General features: G+C 52.1%; 17 protein-coding genes. 14 read left to right on the top strand and 3 right to left on the bottom strand.

From position 1 onward, the window contains the following. Positions 1 to 14: 14 nt before the first annotated feature. Positions 15 to 1,445 (top strand): Asp-tRNA(Asn)/Glu-tRNA(Gln) amidotransferase subunit GatB, encoded by a 1,431-nt coding sequence (gatB, locus tag RHOM_RS09825; protein WP_014080159.1) that lies wholly within the window; start codon positions 15 to 17, stop codon positions 1,443 to 1,445. Positions 1,446 to 2,009: 564 nt separating this feature from the next. Here gatB and RHOM_RS09820 read toward each other — a convergent pair. Together RHOM_RS09820 and pyrB are read right to left on the bottom strand one after the other, a co-directional pair. After that, positions 2,010 to 2,447 carry an aspartate carbamoyltransferase regulatory subunit gene (locus tag RHOM_RS09820; RefSeq protein ID WP_014080157.1) on the bottom strand — a complete coding sequence of 146 codons (438 nt, stop codon included), beginning with the start codon at positions 2,445 to 2,447 and terminating at the stop codon, positions 2,010 to 2,012. A gap of 26 nt (positions 2,448 to 2,473) precedes the next feature. Then, the gene (gene pyrB, locus RHOM_RS09815; protein WP_044024664.1) at positions 2,474 to 3,394 is read right to left on the bottom strand and encodes an aspartate carbamoyltransferase; all 921 of its coding nucleotides are present in this window, start codon (positions 3,392 to 3,394) and stop codon (positions 2,474 to 2,476) included. A gap of 278 nt (positions 3,395 to 3,672) precedes the next feature. Here pyrB and RHOM_RS09810 point away from each other — a divergent pair, with 278 nt between their 5' ends. Next, complete coding sequence (locus tag RHOM_RS09810; protein ID WP_014080155.1) at positions 3,673 to 4,083, top strand: PH domain-containing protein; 411 nt, start codon at positions 3,673 to 3,675, stop codon at positions 4,081 to 4,083. Positions 4,084 to 4,114: 31 nt separating this feature from the next. On the opposite strand, the gene RHOM_RS09805 is transcribed toward RHOM_RS09810, so the two are convergent. Then, positions 4,115 to 4,513 (bottom strand): putative ABC transporter permease, encoded by a 399-nt coding sequence (locus RHOM_RS09805; RefSeq protein ID WP_014080154.1) that lies wholly within the window; start codon positions 4,511 to 4,513, stop codon positions 4,115 to 4,117. 154 nt (positions 4,514 to 4,667) lie between these two features. On the opposite strand from RHOM_RS09805, the gene RHOM_RS09800 reads away from it, so the two are divergent. The 12 genes from RHOM_RS09800 (at position 4,668) to RHOM_RS09745 (ending at position 18,279) form a co-directional block, all read left to right on the top strand. Then, a complete protein-coding gene (locus RHOM_RS09800) occupies positions 4,668 to 6,251 on the top strand; it encodes a UDP-N-acetylmuramoyl-L-alanyl-D-glutamate--2,6-diaminopimelate ligase (RefSeq protein WP_014080153.1) in 1,584 nt (527 codons plus the stop codon). Further along, on the top strand, positions 6,230 to 8,467 hold the full coding sequence (gene priA / locus RHOM_RS09795; RefSeq protein WP_014080152.1) for a replication restart helicase PriA: 2,238 nt from the start codon (positions 6,230 to 6,232) through the stop codon (positions 8,465 to 8,467). The genes RHOM_RS09800 and priA overlap by 22 nt, the downstream gene beginning before the upstream one ends. A 16-nt stretch (positions 8,468 to 8,483) precedes the next feature. Next, a complete protein-coding gene (gene def, locus RHOM_RS09790) occupies positions 8,484 to 8,963 on the top strand; it encodes a peptide deformylase (protein WP_044024663.1) in 480 nt (159 codons plus the stop codon). Between the two features lie 33 nt (positions 8,964 to 8,996). Beyond that, entirely contained in the window at positions 8,997 to 9,932 is a 936-nt protein-coding gene (gene fmt / locus RHOM_RS09785) for a methionyl-tRNA formyltransferase (protein WP_014080150.1), read from the top strand. Positions 9,933 to 9,937: 5 nt separating this feature from the next. Then, entirely contained in the window at positions 9,938 to 10,654 is a 717-nt protein-coding gene (locus RHOM_RS09780) for a zinc metallopeptidase (RefSeq protein ID WP_014080149.1), read from the top strand. Next, positions 10,644 to 11,978 (top strand): 16S rRNA (cytosine(967)-C(5))-methyltransferase RsmB, encoded by a 1,335-nt coding sequence (gene rsmB / locus RHOM_RS09775; protein WP_014080148.1) that lies wholly within the window; start codon positions 10,644 to 10,646, stop codon positions 11,976 to 11,978. Before RHOM_RS09780 ends, rsmB begins: the two co-directional genes overlap by 11 nt. Positions 11,979 to 11,981: 3 nt before the next feature. Beyond that, entirely contained in the window at positions 11,982 to 13,070 is a 1,089-nt protein-coding gene (rlmN, locus tag RHOM_RS09770) for a 23S rRNA (adenine(2503)-C(2))-methyltransferase RlmN (protein WP_014080147.1), read from the top strand. Positions 13,071 to 13,157: 87 nt separating this feature from the next. Next, complete coding sequence (locus RHOM_RS09765; RefSeq protein ID WP_014080146.1) at positions 13,158 to 13,898, top strand: Stp1/IreP family PP2C-type Ser/Thr phosphatase; 741 nt, start codon at positions 13,158 to 13,160, stop codon at positions 13,896 to 13,898. A gap of 38 nt (positions 13,899 to 13,936) precedes the next feature. Next, positions 13,937 to 16,036 carry a Stk1 family PASTA domain-containing Ser/Thr kinase gene (gene pknB, locus RHOM_RS09760; protein WP_014080145.1) on the top strand — a complete coding sequence of 700 codons (2,100 nt, stop codon included), beginning with the start codon at positions 13,937 to 13,939 and terminating at the stop codon, positions 16,034 to 16,036. Between the two features lie 11 nt (positions 16,037 to 16,047). Continuing rightward, positions 16,048 to 16,926, top strand: a complete 879-nt coding sequence (gene rsgA / locus RHOM_RS09755; protein WP_044024968.1) for a ribosome small subunit-dependent GTPase A — start codon at positions 16,048 to 16,050, stop codon at positions 16,924 to 16,926. 19 nt (positions 16,927 to 16,945) lie between these two features. Beyond that, positions 16,946 to 17,599 (top strand): ribulose-phosphate 3-epimerase, encoded by a 654-nt coding sequence (gene rpe, locus RHOM_RS09750; RefSeq protein ID WP_014080143.1) that lies wholly within the window; start codon positions 16,946 to 16,948, stop codon positions 17,597 to 17,599. A 29-nt stretch (positions 17,600 to 17,628) separates the two neighbouring features. Further along, the gene (locus RHOM_RS09745) at positions 17,629 to 18,279 is read left to right on the top strand and encodes a thiamine diphosphokinase (protein WP_014080142.1); all 651 of its coding nucleotides are present in this window, start codon (positions 17,629 to 17,631) and stop codon (positions 18,277 to 18,279) included. The last annotated feature ends 195 nt before the right edge of the window (positions 18,280 to 18,474 follow it).

Below are 18,474 nucleotides of genomic sequence, written 5' to 3'. Positions count from 1 at the left end.
GGAGGATGAGATAGATGAGCAAAACATACGAAACCGTAATCGGACTGGAAGTCCATGTAGAATTAGCGACAAAGACAAAAATTTTCTGCGGCTGCTCGACAGCCTTTGGCGGAGCGCCCAACAGCCACACCTGCCCGGTGTGCACCGGTATGCCGGGATCCCTTCCGGTATTGAACAAGCAGGTGGTGGAATATGCGATGGCGGTCGGACTTGCGACGAACTGCACAATCACCCAGTATTGCAAATTTGACCGCAAGAACTATTTTTACCCGGATAACCCGCAGAACTATCAGATTTCCCAACTGTATCTGCCGATCTGCCGCAGCGGCGGCGTGGAGATCGAGACGGCTGCCGGCAAAAAGACGATCGGTATCCACGAGATCCATATGGAGGAAGATGCGGGAAAACTGGTGCATGACGAGTGGGAGGACGTGTCCATCGTGGATTACAACCGTTCCGGCGTTCCGCTGATCGAGATCGTGTCGGAACCGGATATGCGCTCCGCGGAGGAGGTCATTGCCTATCTGGAAAAATTGAGGCTGATCATCCAGTATCTCGGTGCATCGGACTGCAAATTAAACGAAGGTTCCATGCGTGCCGACGTCAACCTGTCCGTCAGGGAGGCGGGAGCCGCTGAGTTTGGAACACGTACCGAGATGAAAAACCTGAACTCTTTCAAGGCGATCGCGAGAGCCATCGAAGGCGAGCGCGCCCGCCAGATCGAATTGATCGAGGAGGGGAAAAAGGTCATCCAGGAGACCCGCCGCTGGGATGACAACAAGGAATCCTCCCACGCGATGCGATCCAAGGAGGACGCACAGGACTACCGTTATTTCCCGGAGCCGGATCTGGTTCCGGTGGTCATCAGCGACGAGTGGATTGAGCGCGTGAAGGCACGCCAGCCGGAGATGCGGGATGAGAAGCTGATCCGCTATCAGGATGAGTTCGGTCTGCCAAAATACGATGCGGAGATCCTGACCGGAGACAAATCATTTGCAGATCTGTTTGAGGCAGCGGCCGCGATCTGCGGAAAGCCGAAAAAAGTCTCCAACTGGATCATGACGGAGACAATCCGCCTGTTAAAAGAAAATGAAATGGATCCGGATCAGATCCGCTTTTCACCGGAACATCTTGCAAAGCTGGTGGATCTTGCGGATGCCGGTTCCGTCACCAACACCGTGGCAAAGGAAGTCTTCGAGAAAGTCTTTAAAGAGGACATTGATCCGGAAGCCTATGTGAAGGAAAAGGGGCTTTTGACAGTCAATGACGAGGGAGCACTCCGTGAGACGGTGGCGAAAGTCATTGCGGAGAATCCGCAGTCGGTGGAGGATTACCACAATGGAAAAGAAAAAGCGATCGGCTTTCTGGTCGGACAGACGATGAAAGCGATGAAGGGAAAGGCAAATCCTGCACTGGTGAACCAGATCTTAAAAGAATTGCTGTAAGCGGTCAGTGTCTTTTGTAGTGATAAGCAGTATTACAGGAAGAACTGAGAACAGAAAGTTCCGGAATAACCATACGGCGGCAAATTTTTTGAAGCAAAATTCAAGTATTTCTTCCATGCCGCGGCTGGTATTTCATTCCGTGTCTCTTCCACGTTTGGACTCTCCCGGAGGGTGTCCGACAAATCAGAGACAATGAGCGGACTTTCTAGCGGCGCTAATGCGCGCTCCCTCATAAACATTATAAAATCGCGCGGACTGAAACTCGGAGACTTCTGCTATTAAAAACATGGCAGAAATCTCCTCAGACATCAGTCCGCGCGATTAGGTTTTACTCGGAAGCGTGCAAAGCGCCGCACGAAAGCTCCTAAAATTGTCTCATGATTTGCGGACACCGTCCGAGGAGTGCTCCAAACTTGGAAAGACACGGATCATCATGAATGCCAGCCTTCGCTTGGTTAGAAATACCGGATTTTGCGGTCAAAATTTGCCGCCGTATGGTTATCTGGAACTTTCAGGTATCTGTTTCTAATAATACTGCTTATCCCTTAAAAAGGCACAGTCGGTTTATCTGCGGTTGGGATTCCGGTATTTTTCTTCGCAGTATTTGCAGCGGTAGACTTCCTTTTCTTCATCGGTCAGGAGGAAGATCTGGTCAAGCTCCTGCTCGATGGAAGTGATACAGCGCGGATTCCTGCAGGTGATGACGTTCTTGACCTGCTTTGGAAGGTGCAGTTCCTTTTTCTCATAGATCTTGTCGTCCTTGATGACGTTGACTGTGATATTGTGATCGATGAAGCCGAGGATGTCGAGATCCAACGCTTCGACCGGGCATTCCACCTTCAAGATATCCTTCTTGCCCATTTTGCTGCTCTTCGCGTTTTTGATGATGGCAACCGTGCAGTCGAGCTCGTCGAGCTTCAGGTCGTGGTAGATCTGCAGGCTCATACCGGCTTTGATATGGTCTAATACAAAACCCTCGTGGATTCCACTGATATTTAACATGTATCTGTCCTTTCTGCCGATTTTATTTAATCGACCCTGATGTCTAAGAGTGTTAGGATCAGCGCCATGCGGACATAGACGCCGTACTGTGCCTGCTTGAAGTAGGCGGCTCTCGGGTCGTCGTCGACCTCGACGGAGATCTCGTTGACTCTCGGAAGCGGATGAAGCACCAGCATATCCTCCTTGGCGAGATCCATCTTCGCTTTGGTCAGAATGTAGAAATTCTTTAAGCGGACGTAGTCTTCCTCGTTGAAGAAGCGTTCCTTCTGTACACGGGTCATGTATAAAACATCCAGATCCGGCATGGCGTCTTCCAGACGCTCCACTTCGGTAAATGGGATATTGTTCGCTGCAAGGACGTCCTCGCGGATGTAGCTTGGAATTCTAAGTTCTTCCGGGGAGATCAGCACGAAACGGATGCCCGGATAGCGGATCAGCGCAGAGATTAAAGAATGTACGGTGCGTCCGAATTTTAAGTCGCCGCAGAGTCCGATCGTGAGATTGCCAAGGCGTCCTTTTAAAGAACGGATGGTTAACAGATCGGTAAGAGTCTGGGTGGGATGCTGATGACCGCCGTCGCCGGCATTGATAACGGGAATTCGGGATTTCTGGGAGGCAACAAGAGGTGCACCTTCCTTTGGATGACGCATAGCACAGATATCTGCATAGCAGGAAATAATACGAATGGTATCGGAAACGCTTTCACCTTTGGCTGCCGAGCTGGAATCGGCACTGGCGAAACCTAAAACAGAACCGCCGAGATTTAACATGGCAGCTTCAAAACTTAATCTGGTACGGGTGCTTGGCTCATAAAAACAGGTTGCCAGCTTTTTCCCTTCGCATGCATGGGCATACTTCTGTGGGTACTTCTCGATATCGTTGGCAAGATCCAAAAGCTTGTCCAACTCATCGACGGAGAAGTCCAATGGGCTCATTAAATGACGCATAAAATCCTCCTTGTATTGACCGGAAACGGCAGAACAAATCTGTCTGTCTCCAGGCATTTTTTCTATCATATAATAATCATTCTGTGAATTCAAGGGGAAAAATATTTACGCACGAATCGGGAAAAGACGGGCTGTTTGGCATGATATTTCAAAAGATGGAAGCCGTTTTCTGATATTTGGTTGCGCGAAAAAGAAAAATGAAGTAAACTACAGGTACGCAGAAAAGAATGCAAAAAGTTTCGCCTGGGGAGGAACATACAAGGAAAGGAAGAACAGACATGGCAGAAGAGACAAATTTTAGTCAGGGAGAAGCGGAGGAGGTAAAGTATCAGGAGCGTAAACGGTTACTTTTCTTCGGACTTCCATGGACATTTACCAAATATACGATCAGTCAGGATATGATTACCGTCGATGAGGGATTGATCAAGGTGGAAGAGAATGACTGCTACATGTACAAAGTGCAGGATGTCAAGCTGACAGCCACACTGCCGGAGCGGATTTTCGGGCTGGGAACGATCATCTGCTACACCGGAGACGTGACAGACAAGGAACTTCGCCTGAGTCATATCAAGCATGCAAAGGAGATTAAGAATTATCTTCTGAAGGCATCCGAGGCGGCGCGCATCAAGAGACGCACATTAAACATGCAGGACATCGGTGCAGGCATTGCAGATGATGTGGATCTGTAGGAAGTGTGCGGCATCGCCGCGCGCTGACGGGTTAAGTGAGACGGTCGGTGTGCACGAGGATGCGCTCGAAGAGCAGACCTGCGCCAAGCCACAACGGGGCATAATCCAGCCGGATCAGCCCGTTGACGTTTGCCCTGGCGCTGCTGTAGTCCCAGGGGCAGAAGTGATGCCGCCTTAAGAGTGATCCGGTTAAGTACTCGAATGAAAAAATACCCACTGTATAGATGCTGCCGCGCAGGAGTGCCGGCAGCTTTTTTATTTTTGCGTAGACCGGACCGATGCAGGCAGCCATACCGTAGATGGGGAACATCCACAGGGAGGTCTGACCGATCAGACGGCCGTCGTGTCTTGCGAGGGAGCCTGCGGAGGTGAACAGAATTTCCATGCACCAGCCGGTCAGTCCGCAGATGAGAAAATTACGTCCGCGCATATGAGAGATTCCTCCGGTTTTCGTTTATTTCAGTATTTCCGGTTCCTGACAAAATATGTACATTTTCTGAAATTAAAATGAAATAAATCGGGATAACTTGTAAAACCTTAAGATCTGGCATATAATAAAAAAAGCGAATTCGGCAGAGGATGACATGCGGCTGAATCAATTATTGAAACATCTTACATATGAACATGTGCAGGGAAGCCAGAGCCGTGAGATAACAGACATCTGTTACCATTCCGGGAATGTCAGGGAGGGCTCCCTATTTGTTTGCCTAAAAGGGCTGCATGCCGACGGGCATGACTATCTGCAGGGAGCGCTGGAAGCCGGGGCGGCAGCAGTTGTGATTGCGGCGGAGAATGTGGTTCCGCTGGACAATGATGCGCTTTTGTACACGGAACAGTTTGGTGTGCGGATCTCGGAGATTATAGACCGATGGAAGGTTTCCATCGTGATCGCGGCGGATACCAGGCATGCGCTCGCAGAACTTGCGGCAGCTTTTTTTGATTATCCGGCGGCAAAGCTTCGGATGGTCGGAATCACGGGAACGAAAGGGAAGACAACGACGGCATATCTGCTTTCTGCGATTCTTCGTGAGAGCGGACACAAGACCGGAATGATCGGAACGATCGCGATCGATACCGGAGATGGCGTGCTTCCGGCAGTACATACGACGCCGGAAGCCTACGAGATACAGAAGTATCTTGCACAGATGGTGGACAACGGCTGTGATACCTGCGTGATGGAGGTCTCCTCCCAGGGGTTGAAGATGCAGCGGGTGGAGGGGATATTTTTTGACATCGGCATGTTCTTAAACATCGAGCCGGATCACATCGGGGAGGGCGAACATGCGTCGTTTGCGGAATATCTGTTCTGCAAGAGCCGCCTGATGCGCCAGTGCCGGATCGGGATTGTCAATCGGGATGATCCGCACACGGAGCGTATACTGCAGGGACATACCTGCAGCGTGGAGACGTTTTCCCTGTGGCATCCGGCGGATGTGACGGCGGAGAATATCCGCTTTTTCATGCAGTCGGGAGAACTTTTGGGAAGCTTTCTGGTGCGTGTGGAGACGGCGGTGTATCCGGTGAGAATGCAGCTCCCCGGAATGTTTAACGTCTACAATGCGCTGGCGGCCATAGGGGCGGCAGGACATCTGGGAGCCACGGAGAGCGACGTCGGTCTTGCGCTCCGCAGTGCAAAAGTCCCCGGAAGATGCGAGAACGTGAGGCAGTCCGAAAATTATGCCATTCTGATTGACTATGCACACAATGAGATGAGCTTAAAAAATCTTCTGGAAATGCTGCGCGGTTTTAAGCCGCGGCGTCTTATCGTACTGTTCGGGTGCGGCGGCAACCGGTCGAAGCTCAGGCGGTCGAAGATGGGAGAGACGGCGGGACATCTGGCGGATCTTACGATACTGACTTCCGACAACCCGCGCTGGGAAGACCCGGAGGAGATTCTGGACGACATTGAGGACGGGATCCGGGGAACTGGCGGACAGTATGTGCGCATTGCGGACCGGAGGGAAGCCGTGCGGTATGCCATGGCGCAAGCCATGGAGAATGACATGCTTGTGCTTGCGGGAAAAGGGCACGAGGCATATCAGGAGATTCGCGGCGTGCGCTATCCGCTCAGTGAATACGAGCTGGTGGAGGAAGCGAGACGAAGCCCTGACATGGGGGAGAATACAGACAGAAACGAGGTGGACAGATGGCGGAATATGCGAAGGTGATTGTGGATATTTCACAGGAAAAACTGGATAAGACATTTGAGTACCGTATTCCGCCGTATCTCACACAGCGGATCACAGTCGGAATGCAGGTCTATATTCCGTTTGGCAGCCGCAGGATCACCGGCTATGTGGTCGAGCTTTCCGATGAGGCGGAGTATGACGAGGATAAGCTGAAAAATATTGCGGGGATCGTGACGGACAGTGTGCCGATCGAGTCCCATCTGATCGCGCTTGCGGGCTGGATGCGGGAACATTACGGCGGCACGATGAACCAGGCGCTAAAGATGGTACTTCCGATCAAGGAGAAGAAAAAAGCTGTGGAACATAAAAGGGTGCGGCTTGCGCTTCATCCGGTAGAAGCGAAGAACCAGCTGGGAGCGTATGAGAGACGCCACAGCACCGCCCGCGCCAGGCTGCTTCGTGCGCTGCTGGAAGAGGAGGAGCTGGACTGGGATCTTGTCACACACAAGCTTGGGGTGTCGGGAAGCGTGATCCGGGCGATGGAGGAATCCGGCGTCGTCAAAGTAATTCGGGAAACGCAGTACCGCAATCCGGTGTCCCACCTGACCAGCAGAGGATATGGGCTCACTTTAAACGATGAGCAGCAGGAAGCGGTGGATGCGGTCTGGTCGGATTACGAGAAGGGAATCCGGTCGACCTATCTGATAAAAGGCGTGACGGGCAGCGGCAAGACCGAAGTCTATATGGAACTGATCGCAAAGATGCAGAAGGCGGGGCGGCAGGCCATCGTCCTGATTCCGGAGATCGCACTGACCTATCAGACGGTGCTGCGGTTCTATAACCGGTTTGGCGACCGGGTATCCATACTGAATTCCAGAATGTCACCGGGGGAGCGCTACGATCAGTTCCTTAGGGCAAAAAACGGGGAGATCGACGTGATGATCGGTCCGAGGTCAGCACTGTTTACGCCGTTTGCCAATCTGGGGCTTATCATCATTGACGAGGAGCATGAGACTTCCTATAAGAGTGAGACGGTTCCGCGCTACCATGCGAGGGAGACCGCCATCGCGCGGGCTGCCATGCTTGACGCGAGCGTTGTGCTGGGATCGGCAACGCCGTCGGTGGACAGCTATTACCGGGCGAAGCGCGGGGAATACCGGCTGCTTACGCTCACAAAGCGCGTGAAGGAAAGACCGCTTCCGGCATGCGGGGTGGTGGATCTGCGGCAGGAATTAAGAGAGGGCAACCGCTCCATCCTAAGCCGCAGGTTAGACGGGCTGATGGAGCAGCGCCTGCGGGCGGGAGAACAGACCATGCTCTTTATCAACCGCAGGGGCGTGGCGGGCTTTGTCTCTTGCAGAGCCTGCGGACATGTGATAAAATGTCCGCATTGCGATGTATCGCTGAGCCAGCATGCGAACGGGCGGATGGTCTGCCATTACTGCGGGTATACGGAGCCGGTGCCGGTACAATGTCCGGCGTGCGGATCGAAGTACATCAGCGGGTTTAAGGCTGGAACTGAGAAGATCGAGATGGTTGTCAGAAAACGATTTCCGGAAGCGCGCGTGCTGCGCATGGATATGGATACCACGCGGGGCAAGGAAGACTACGAGCAGATTTTATCGGCATTTGCCAATCACGAGGCGGATATCCTGATCGGTACGCAGATGATCGTAAAGGGGCATGATTTCCCGGATGTGACGCTGGTTGGCGTTCTTGCAGCAGATCTCTCGCTGCATGTCGGGGACTATCGCGCGGCGGAGCGGACATTCCAGCTTCTGACACAGGCGGCAGGAAGAGCCGGCCGCGGGAATAAGCCGGGCGAGGTCGTCATCCAGACTTATGACCCGGAGCATTACAGCATAGAGACGGCGAAGGCGCAGGACTACGATGCGTTTTACGAGCAGGAGATTGCGTACCGCAAGATCATGCTTTACCCGCCGGTCTGGAACATGCTTGTGATCTTGTGCGCCTCTAAGAGCGAGGAGGCGGCGGATGCCATGGCGGCAGAGCTTGCGGCGGCAGCGGATGCGTATACAGGGAAGAATACGAAAGAGAAGGTCTATCTCGTGGGACCCGTCGACGCGGCGATCGCAAAAGTGAATGATATTTATAAAAAAATAATTTATCTCAAGGCAGAAAATTATGACACGCTGGTAAAGATAAAAAATAGGACAGAAGTGTATGCCAGAGAGAGCCGGTACTATAAGAATGTGACCGTGATGTTTGATTTCAATCCGGTGAACGGCTTTTAGGCAGAATGGAGGAAAGATGGCACTTAGGACAATCAGAATACAGGGAGATCCTGTATTGACCAAAAAATGCAGAGAGATTACAGAGATTACACCGAAGATCAGAGAACTGGCAGAGGATATGCTTGATACGATGTACGAGGCGAACGGCGTGGGACTTGCAGGTCCGCAGGTCGGCGTGTTAAAGCGCATCGTCGTCATCGACATCGGCGAAGGACCGGTTGTGATGATCAACCCGGTGATCTTAGAGACTTCCGGCGAGCAGACCGGCGACGAGGGCTGTCTGAGCCTTCCGGGCAAGGCAGGCACCGTGACCAGACCGAACTACGTGAAAGCGCGGGCGTTTGATCTGGATATGGAAGAGTATGAGATTGAGGGGACAGAGCTGATGGCGCGTGCCATCTGTCATGAGCTGGATCATCTGGACGGACACATGTACACTGAGAAGGTGGAAGGTCCGCTTCACGAAGTCACCTATGAGAGTGATGAGGAAGAATAAAGCATGGATGATCTGTGAAAATGGAGGTCAGTGATGAGAGTCATATTCATGGGAACACCGGATTTCGCGGTGGGAACGTTGGAAGAAATCATAAAAGCGGGACATGAGGTGGTGCTGGTTGTCTCCCAGCCGGATAAGGCAGTGGGAAGAAGCAAGGCGCTCCGCTATACACCGGTCAAGGCATGTGCGTTCGAGCACGGCATTGAAGTATATCAGCCGCAGAAAGTCAGAGACAGCGAGTGTATCGAGCGTCTGCGGACATATCATCCGGATATCATAATTGTGGAGGCTTTTGGGCAGATTATACCGAGAGCGATTCTGGATATGCCGCGCTACGGGTGTGTGAATGTGCACGCGTCGCTGCTTCCGAAGTACCGCGGTGCCGCACCGATTCAGTGGGCGGTCATAAACGGCGACGCCGTCACCGGAGTGACGACGATGCGCATGGACGAGGGACTTGATACTGGAGATATGATCTTAAAGGAAGAAGTGAAGATCCGTGCGGATGAGACGGGCGGCAGTCTGTTCGACCGGCTGTCCGAGGTCGGCGCGAAGCTGTGCGTGCGCACGATGGAGGCGATCGATGCGGGAACGGCAACCTACACGCCGCAGGATAACTCCCAGGCAACGCATACCGTCAAGATTTACAAAGAAATGGGAAGCATTGACTGGAAACAGGGCGCAAAAGAGATTGAGTGCCTGATCCGCGGACTGGATCCGTGGCCGAGTGCCTATACCAGACTGGGCGATAAGATGTTAAAGATCTGGAAGGCGCAGGTCGTTTCTGAGGAGTCCGGGGCGGAGCCGGGCTGCATTGTGAAAGTGGAAAAAGATCATATTCTGGTGCAGACCGGAAAGGGAATGCTTGCCATCAGTGAACTTCAGCTTGAGGGCAAGAAGCGTATGCCGGTGGAGGCATTTCTGAACGGATATGAGATCGAAGAGGGCACATATTTTAAGAAAGGGTGATTACTATGCCATATTCATACTATTACTGGGGATTTGATCCGACGTATATACTCGTGCTCATCGGAGCAGTCATCTGTCTGGTTGCATCTGCGAGGGTGAAGTCGACATACAACAAATATGCTTCCTACCGCAGCATGTCCGGCATGACCGGAGCACAGGCGGCGGAACGGATTCTGCACTCGGCAGGAATCTACGACGTGTCGGTGCAGCATGTATCGGGCAATCTGACCGATCACTACAATCCGTCGAACAAGACGCTGAATCTGTCGGATTCTGTGTATGGAAGCACGTCGGTGGCGGCTGTCGGTGTGGCGGCGCATGAGTGTGGACATGCCATTCAGCACCAGCAGGGATATGTGCCGCTTGCGCTGCGCTCGGCGATCGTGCCGGTGGCAAATCTCGGTTCTACGCTGGCGTGGCCTTTAATTTTAATCGGATTATTTTTTACCAGCAATACAGGGACATTTTTGATCGACCTTGGAATTCTTTGTTTTTCGTTCGCTGTTCTGTTTCAGCTTGTGACGCTTCCGGTGGAGTTCAATGCATCGCACCGCGCGCTGCGCATTTTAGGAGAGCAGGGAATCTTAAGCGACAGTGAGCTGCCTTATACGCGAAAAGTGTTGAAGGCGGCGGCACTTACTTACGTGGCGAGTGCGGCGGCATCGATTCTGCAGCTGCTTCGTCTGGTGTTATTATTTGGAGGAAGAAGACGTGACGACTGATTCCGTGAATACGCGGGAACTGATTCTTGAGATCCTTTTAGAAGTGACGGAGAGGGGACAGTACAGCCATCTGGTGATCCGTTCGGTGCTGGAGAAGTACCAGTATCTGGACAAAAGAGAGCGTGCCTTTTTAACGAGAGTGGCGGAGGGCACCATTCAGCGCCAGATCGAACTGGACTATATTCTGGATCAGTTCTCAAAAGTAAAGGTCAGAAAAATGAAACCGGTGATCCGCGCCATTCTTAGGATGGGCGTATACCAGCTGAAATATATGGACAGTGTACCGGCATCCGCCGCCTGCAACGAGGCGGTAAAGCTTGCGAAGAAAAAGGGCTTCGGACAGCTGTCCGGTTTCGTGAACGGGGTACTGCGCGGTGTTTCGCGCGGTCTGGATCAGCTTACATATCCAAAGGAGAGCGTCGATGCCGTAAAAGCCTGGTCGGTGTGCTACTCGATGCCGGAATGGATCGTTGCGCAGTGGATCGGCGATTACGGAAAGGAACGCACAAAAGAGATTCTTGCAGCGTCCCTTTTGGAAGCGCCGATCACCGTCCGTGCGAATCTGGAACGGATCACGCCGGAGGCGCTCGCAGAGCGTTTTAAGGAGGAGGGCGTTACCGCGGTTCCGCTGGATACGGAAAAATATCCCGGACTTTCGTATGCATATACGATCTTTGGGTTTGATCATTTAAACGGTCTTTCAAGCTTTAAGGAAGGACTGTTCTATGTGCAGGACATCAGCTCCATGATGGTGGCGGAATATGCGGCACCAAAGGAGGGCGATCACTGCATTGACGTCTGTGCGGCGCCGGGTGGCAAGAGCATTCATCTTGCGGAAAAGTTAAGAGGTACCGGTCATGTGGAGGCACGGGACGTCAGCGAACAGAAAGTGGCGCTGATTGATGAGAATATAAAAAGATGCCGGCTTACGAATATCACGGCGAAGTGTCAGGATGCGACTGTTTTGGACGAGACATCGGTTCGCACGGCGGATGTGCTGATTGCGGATCTTCCCTGCTCGGGACTCGGGGTGCTGCGCAGAAAGACCGATATCAAGTACCGCATGAACCCGGAAGGGGAGGAATCGCTTGTGGCGCTGCAGAGGCAGATACTGTCTGTGGTGTGTGAATATGTGAAGCCGGGCGGGACACTGATTTATTCCACCTGCACGATTCACACGGCGGAGAACGAGGGGAATGCCAGATGGTTTGAGCAGACGCACCCGGAGTTCGCCCTCGATACGATGCGGCAGATGTTCCCGGAAGAACATCTCGGGGACGGATTTTTTATAGCAAAATTTAAGCGAAAGCAGGACAACGGATAAGGAATGGAAAAGACAGACATTAAATCGTTGAATCTGGAAGAACTGACCGCATTTGTCGAGTCGCTCGGAGAAAAAAAGTTCCGGGCAAAACAGATTTACGAGTGGATTCACAGAAAGCATGTGGCATCCTTTTCGGAGATGACCAATATTTCTGCGGCTCTCATTGAAAAATTGAATCAGAACTGTACGCTGACCAGCTTAAAAAAGGCGGATGTGCAGATCTCGAAGATTGACGGTACCAGAAAGTACCTGTTTCTTCTGGACGACGGCAATGTCATCGAGAGTGTCTTAATGCGTTATAAGCACGGGAACTCCGTCTGTATTTCCTCGCAGGTCGGCTGCCGGATGGGCTGCCGTTTCTGCGCCTCCACGCTGGATGGTCTGGTGCGCGGTCTGCGGCCGTCCGAGATGCTCGATCAGATCTATCAGATCGGAACGGACATCGGCGAGCGGATCTCCAATGTTGTGGTGATGGGAACCGGCGAGCCTCTGGATAATTATGACAACCTGTTAAAATTCATCGAACTGCTGAGCGATGAAAACGGACTCAATATCAGCCAGCGGAACCTGACGGTCTCCACCTGCGGGATCGTTCCGCGCATGCGGGAGCTTGCGGATAAAAAGCTGCAGATCACGCTGGCGCTTTCGCTTCATGCATCCAACCAGGAAAAGCGCCTGCAGCTGATGCCTGTGGCGAACAAATATGACATTAAGGAAGCGGTCGATGCCTGCCGTTACTATTTTGAACAGACCGGCCGGCGCATCACGTTTGAGTACAGTCTGGTGGCGGGTGTAAATGACACGGCGGAGGATGCCGCAGAACTGGCAGAGCTTGTGCGCGGGATCAACTGCCATATCAATCTGATTCCGGTCAATCCGATCAAGGAACGCAGCTATAGACAGCCGGATGACGGTGCAGTGCATGCATTCCAGAAAAAGCTGGAGAGAAACGGGCTCACCGTGACCGTGCGCCGGGAGATGGGCAGGGATATTGACGGTGCATGCGGGCAGCTGAGACGCAAGCATATGCACAAAGAGCAGGAAATGGAGCATACCGGGCAGGAGACGGGGTGTGTCGGGCAGGAGCAGTAAGTCTTGCCCTTTTTCGCGTTGTATGCTAACATTGGTAATTGGATAAATGGCAGGCAGGTACTGCTATTCTAATAATGGAGGAATAGAATGAAGACGTTTTCCATGACGCATGTGGGACAGCGGCGTGAGACGAACCAGGATTATATGTACACATCAGAGACCTCCGTGGGCAGGCTTCCGGATTTATTTCTGGTAGCAGACGGTATGGGAGGCCATGCGGCTGGAGATTATGCTTCGCGCTTCACAGTTGAAAAGATTGTGGAATACGTAACAGAATCCGAGGAGAGCGAGCCGGTGACCGTGCTCGGTGAGGCAGTCAGATATGCAAATGAACATTTGCTTGCGGAGGCGAACGCGGATGCGAGCAAAGCGGGCATGGGCACGACGATTGTTGCGGCAGTCGTGGTTGGCGATAAGCTCTACACGGCGAATGTCGGCGACAGCCGGTTGTATGTGATCAACCAGGAACGTATCACACAGATTACAAGAGATCACTCTCTGGTAGAAGAGATGGTTCGGCTGGGAGAGATGGACAAAGAGGATGCAAAAGTGCACCCGGATAAAAATATTATTACGAGAGCGATCGGCGTGCTTCCGGAGGTGTCGGCGGATTTCTTCGAGACGGTGCTTGTGCCGGGAGATACGGTTCTGTTGTGTTCGGACGGTCTGACCAATATGGTCGATGATACGGATATCAAGCGGATCGTGCTGGGACAGCGTGATATTGTGGAGAAAACACAACGGCTGATCGACGCCGCGAACGAGAATGGCGGTAAGGATAATATAACGGTGGTTTTGATTGAGCCGTTTTCAGATGAGACTAGATAGAGAATGAAGTTCTTTGTAAATCAGGTTGGAGGTTTAATATGTTAACAGAGGGAATGTATATAGCGGACCGTTATGAAATCATAGGGAAAATTGGTGCCGGCGGAATGTCTGACGTATATAAGGCAAAAGATCTTACGCTCGGACGTTTTGTGGCAATCAAGGTTTTAAAGCCGGAGTTTTCGGAGGATCTGAATTTTGTGACAAAGTTCCGCACGGAGGCACAGTCTGCCGCGGGATTAGAACATCCGAATATCGTAAATATCTACGATGTCGGAAGCGAAAAAGGAATGCATTATATCGTGATGGAGTATGTGGAAGGCATCACGTTAAAGACATATATTGAGAAAAAGGGCCAGCTTTCTTTTAAGGAGGCAGTCAGCATTGCCATTCAGGTGGGAAGAGGTATTGAGGCGGCGCACAGCAAGGGCATCATCCACCGTGACATCAAGCCGCAGAATATTATTATTTCTACAGAAGGAAAGGTAAAAGTAACGGATTTCGGTATTGCGCGTGCAGCAAGCAGCAACACGATCAGTTCCGATGTGATGGGCTCCGTGCATTATTCTTCTCCGGAGCAGGCACGCAACGGATTTGTGGACGGCAAGAGCGACATCTATTCCCTCGGTATTGTGATGTATGAGATGGTGACGGGACGTGTGCCGTTTGACGGGGATACGACCGTGGCGGTTGCCATCCAGCATCTGCAGGAGGAGATCGTTCCGCCGAGTGCCTACGCTCCGAATCTTCCAATCAGTATGGAGAAGATCATTTTAAAATGTACGCAGAAGAATCCGGACCGCCGTTATGAGTCCATGACGGCACTTTTGACGGATCTGCGCAAGGCGCTTGTCAGCCCGAATGAGGATTTTGTCGTGATGGTTCCTGCAACCAACCAGGACAAGACGCGCATTATCGGAGAGGACGACTTAAAGCAGATCAAGGAGGAGGCAGACAGCCTCTATCTTAAGGCGGATCAGGCGGTGCACGCGAGAGCGGAGGAGATGAACCGCTACGATGAGGATGAGGACGACGCAGAAGATGTGGACGATGATGAGCTGGATGACGAGGATGACGGCGATCTGAATCCGAAGATGGAGAAAGCGATTACGATCATGGGAATTGTCGCGGCAGTCGTGATTGTGATTATCATCATTGTGATTGTGGTAAATCTGTTCGGCGGAATCAAGTCCAAGAAGCAGTCTGATACGGAGACGTCGCGCACAGAGACCACGCAGACCGAGAGCCAGAATGCAGATACGGTTACCGTTCCGGATTTCCGCGGTACGACTTATGCGGATGCGCAGACCGAGGCGGAGAAGAAGGGATTAAAGCTGGAGAACAAGGGCGAAGTATCCTCTGACGACTATGATGAGGGAGAGATCGCCAATCAGGACCCGGAGAGCGGCAAGGAAGTCGAAGAGGGCACGACGATCGGCGTTGTGATCAGCAACGGCAAGGGCAGTGTGGAAGTGCCGAGTGTGACCGGAGACTCTGAGGATGATGCAGTGTCTGCATTGGAAAAGGAAGGTTTCAAGCCGAACAAGACATACGCTTACGATGACAGTGTGGAGGAGGGAAAAGTCATTTCCCAGACACCGTCCGCAGGTGATAAGGCAAAAACAGGTGATACGATCACGATCGTCATCAGCCAGGGCGCAGAGGCAGTGACCGTTCCGGATGTGAAGACGACCTACAAGTCCGAGGAGCAGGCGAGAGATCTGCTGTCGGATTTTAATGTGACGGTCAAGACGGCGTACAGTGATAGTTACCCGGAAGGCATTGTCATGGATCAGAGTATTGATCCGGGCAAGCAGGTGGAAAAAGGCAGCGACATCACGATCACGGTAAGCATGGGACCGTCACCGTCCCAGAGTGTGACAGCAACGACCTACAGCTTCAAGGCGACGATCAACCTGCCGGGCGATACGTCCAACGTATCCGGCGCAACAATCACGCTGTATGATACTTCCGGCAATGTGCTGGGACAGTGGAATAAGGCGATCACAGATGATTTTTCCATCAGCAAGACGGGACTGCTTGCAAAAGAGGGCTATCTGGTGATCTCATGGCTGGATTTAAATGGCAACAAGATCAACGATCAGACCACGAGCACCTACCAGTTTACACCGGAATCATAATGGATAAGAATATGCAGGGAAAGATTGTAAAAGGAATTTCCGGATTCTACTACGTTCACGTAGCGGGATCCGGAATTTATGAATGTAAGGCAAAAGGAATTTTCCGCAACCAGAAGATCAAGCCGCTGGTGGGCGATAACGTGACGATTGCTGTGCTGGATGAGGAGCAGATGCTTGGAAATATTGAGGAGATTCTTCCGAGAGAAAATGCCTTGATCCGTCCGGCGGTTGCCAACATCGATCAGGCGCTTGTGATTTTTGCGGCGGCAAAGCCGAAGCCAAATTTTAATCTGCTGGACCGTTTTCTGATTATGATGGAATATCAGAAGGTGCCGGTTACGATCTGTTTTAACAAGTGTGATCTTCTGACCGGGGAGGAGCTGCACGCGTTTTCGGATGTCTACGAACAGTGTGGCTATCCGGTGGTGTATACCTCGGCGAGAGAGCAGCGGGGAATCGATGTGCTGCTTGAGCGGCTGGAAGGAAAGGTGACGTCGGTGGCAGGACCCTCGGGTGTGGGCAAGTCATCGCTCATCAACTGTCTGCAGCCGGAGCGCCAGATGGAGACTGGGGCAATCAGCAGAAAGATTGAGCGAGGCCGCCATACGACCCGCCACTCGGAGATTATTCCGATTAAAGAGCAGACTTACATCATGGATACGCCGGGATTTTCCACGCTGGATATTCCGGGACTGGAAAAGGAAGATCTGTGGTGGTATTATCCGGAATTTGAGGAGTATGAGCCAAACTGCCGTTTTAAGGGCTGCAGTCATATCGGGGAGCCGGACTGCGGGGTAAAAGAGGCGGTGGAAGCCGGGAAAATCAGCCGGCTCCGTTATGAGAATTACAGGCAGTTATATCAGGAATTAAAAGAACAGAAGAAATATTAAAAAGAAGGGTGTAAGAGAGATGAATTGTTTGTCGCCATCCATATTATCCGCAGATTTTTCAAGACTGGGAGAGCAGATCCGTGAACTGGACGAGGCAGGGGCACAGTATGTACATATTGATGTCATGGACGGAATGTTTGTGCCAAGTATTTCCTTCGGACTTCCGGTAATCCGCTCCATCCGTCCCTGTACGGACCGGATCTTCGACGTGCATCTGATGATCGAGGAGCCGGGGCGCTATATTGAGGATTTTGTCGGAGCCGGAGCCGATCTGATTACCGTGCATGCAGAGAGCTGCAAGCATCTGGACCGCACGATTGCTTCCATCAAAGAGCGGGGGATTCTTGCGGGGGTTGCGTTAAATCCTGCTACGCCGCTGCAGACGGTGGAGTATGTGCTTGAAAAAGTGGACATGGTGCTGATTATGACGGTGAACCCTGGATTCGGCGGGCAGAAGTTTATCCCGTATACCTTGCAGAAGGTTCGTGATCTTAAGAAAATGATTGATGCGCGCGGGTTGAAAACAGACATTGAGGTGGACGGCGGGGTCAATCTCTCCAACGTGGAGGAGATTATGAGTGCCGGCGCCAACATCATCGTGGCGGGAAGCGCTGTTTTTAACGGAGATGTCGCTGAAAACACCCAGATGTTTCTGGATATTTTAAATTCTTAAGGAACGGCGGGAGAAAAGCGGGGGAGCGTATGAAACATTTTGTAATAATTTCAGGCGGAACGATCGACGATTCTTTTGCGGACAGATGGTTTGAGGAAGAGAAGCCGGATGCCGTTATCGCTGCGGATGCCGGAATGGAATATCTGTACCGCAGCCACCGGGTGCCGGATGTGATTGTCGGGGATTTCGATTCCGTGGGAACGGAGGCTCTTGCTTATTTTAAGACATTGCCCGGTGTGGCGATCCAGAAGCTGATTCCGGAGAAGGACGACACGGATACCGAGTCTGCAATCCGGCTTGCGATCCGGCGCGGAGCAGAGCGCATCACGCTTTTGGGAGCGACGGGGACACGGCTGGATCATGTGCTGGGGAATATCGAACTGCTTGGAATTGGGCTAAAGGCGGGGATTCCCATCCAGATCTGCGATGCCCATAACCGCATCTGTATGATTGACCGGGGAATGACTCTTGCGAGAAAGGAACAGTTCGGAACGTATGTGTCGCTCATTCCCTATACGGAATGTGTGGAGCATCTGACGCTGAAGGGATTTAAATATCCCCTCACGGACGCCTGCCTGCGTGGATTCTGTTCGCTTGGCGTGAGCAACGAGATCGTGGCAGATACGGCAGAGATCTCGTTTGAGAGCGGGATTCTTCTTGTGGTGGAATCAAAGGACTGATGACAGAAGAGGATTGCCGCAATAATAAGCATAGAACTCTTTTTGGGGATAAGTAATATTATCAGAATATCACACCGTGGGATTTCAGATGAAAATGCAGCTGGAAATTCGGTTCAAAAAATGTGGCATTTCTAACCAGCCGGATGTTTGCATCTTCGATGATCCGTGTCTTTCCAAGTTTGGAGCACTCCGCGG

Origin of the sequence: Roseburia hominis A2-183, from assembly GCF_000225345.1 — a bacterium.
GTDB lineage: Bacteria > Bacillota > Clostridia > Lachnospirales > Lachnospiraceae > Roseburia > Roseburia hominis.
Note: the sequence above shows the minus strand (reverse complement) of the source record. Positions and strands in the feature narration are given on the sequence as shown.

Excerpts from the sequence above, each read along its gene's own strand:
- RHOM_RS09800 (WP_014080153.1), top strand. The coding sequence starts at position 4,668 with ATGCGGCTGAATCAATTATTGAAACATCTTACATATGAACATGTGCAG.
- gatB (WP_014080159.1), top strand. The coding sequence starts at position 15 with ATGAGCAAAACATACGAAACCGTAATCGGACTGGAAGTCCATGTAGAA.
- rpe (WP_014080143.1), top strand. The coding sequence starts at position 16,946 with ATGAATTGTTTGTCGCCATCCATATTATCCGCAGATTTTTCAAGACTG.
- RHOM_RS09745 (WP_014080142.1), top strand. The coding sequence starts at position 17,629 with ATGAAACATTTTGTAATAATTTCAGGCGGAACGATCGACGATTCTTTT.
- rlmN (WP_014080147.1), top strand. The coding sequence starts at position 11,982 with ATGGAAAAGACAGACATTAAATCGTTGAATCTGGAAGAACTGACCGCA.
- RHOM_RS09805 (WP_014080154.1), bottom strand. The coding sequence starts at position 4,513 with ATGCGCGGACGTAATTTTCTCATCTGCGGACTGACCGGCTGGTGCATG.
- RHOM_RS09765 (WP_014080146.1), top strand. The coding sequence starts at position 13,158 with ATGAAGACGTTTTCCATGACGCATGTGGGACAGCGGCGTGAGACGAAC.
- RHOM_RS09820 (WP_014080157.1), bottom strand. The coding sequence starts at position 2,447 with ATGTTAAATATCAGTGGAATCCACGAGGGTTTTGTATTAGACCATATC.
- rsgA (WP_044024968.1), top strand. The coding sequence starts at position 16,048 with ATGCAGGGAAAGATTGTAAAAGGAATTTCCGGATTCTACTACGTTCAC.
- pknB (WP_014080145.1), top strand. The coding sequence starts at position 13,937 with ATGTTAACAGAGGGAATGTATATAGCGGACCGTTATGAAATCATAGGG.
- def (WP_044024663.1), top strand. The coding sequence starts at position 8,484 with ATGGCACTTAGGACAATCAGAATACAGGGAGATCCTGTATTGACCAAA.
- RHOM_RS09810 (WP_014080155.1), top strand. The coding sequence starts at position 3,673 with ATGGCAGAAGAGACAAATTTTAGTCAGGGAGAAGCGGAGGAGGTAAAG.
- fmt (WP_014080150.1), top strand. The coding sequence starts at position 8,997 with ATGAGAGTCATATTCATGGGAACACCGGATTTCGCGGTGGGAACGTTG.
- priA (WP_014080152.1), top strand. The coding sequence starts at position 6,230 with ATGGCGGAATATGCGAAGGTGATTGTGGATATTTCACAGGAAAAACTG.
- pyrB (WP_044024664.1), bottom strand. The coding sequence starts at position 3,394 with ATGCGTCATTTAATGAGCCCATTGGACTTCTCCGTCGATGAGTTGGAC.
- RHOM_RS09780 (WP_014080149.1), top strand. The coding sequence starts at position 9,938 with ATGCCATATTCATACTATTACTGGGGATTTGATCCGACGTATATACTC.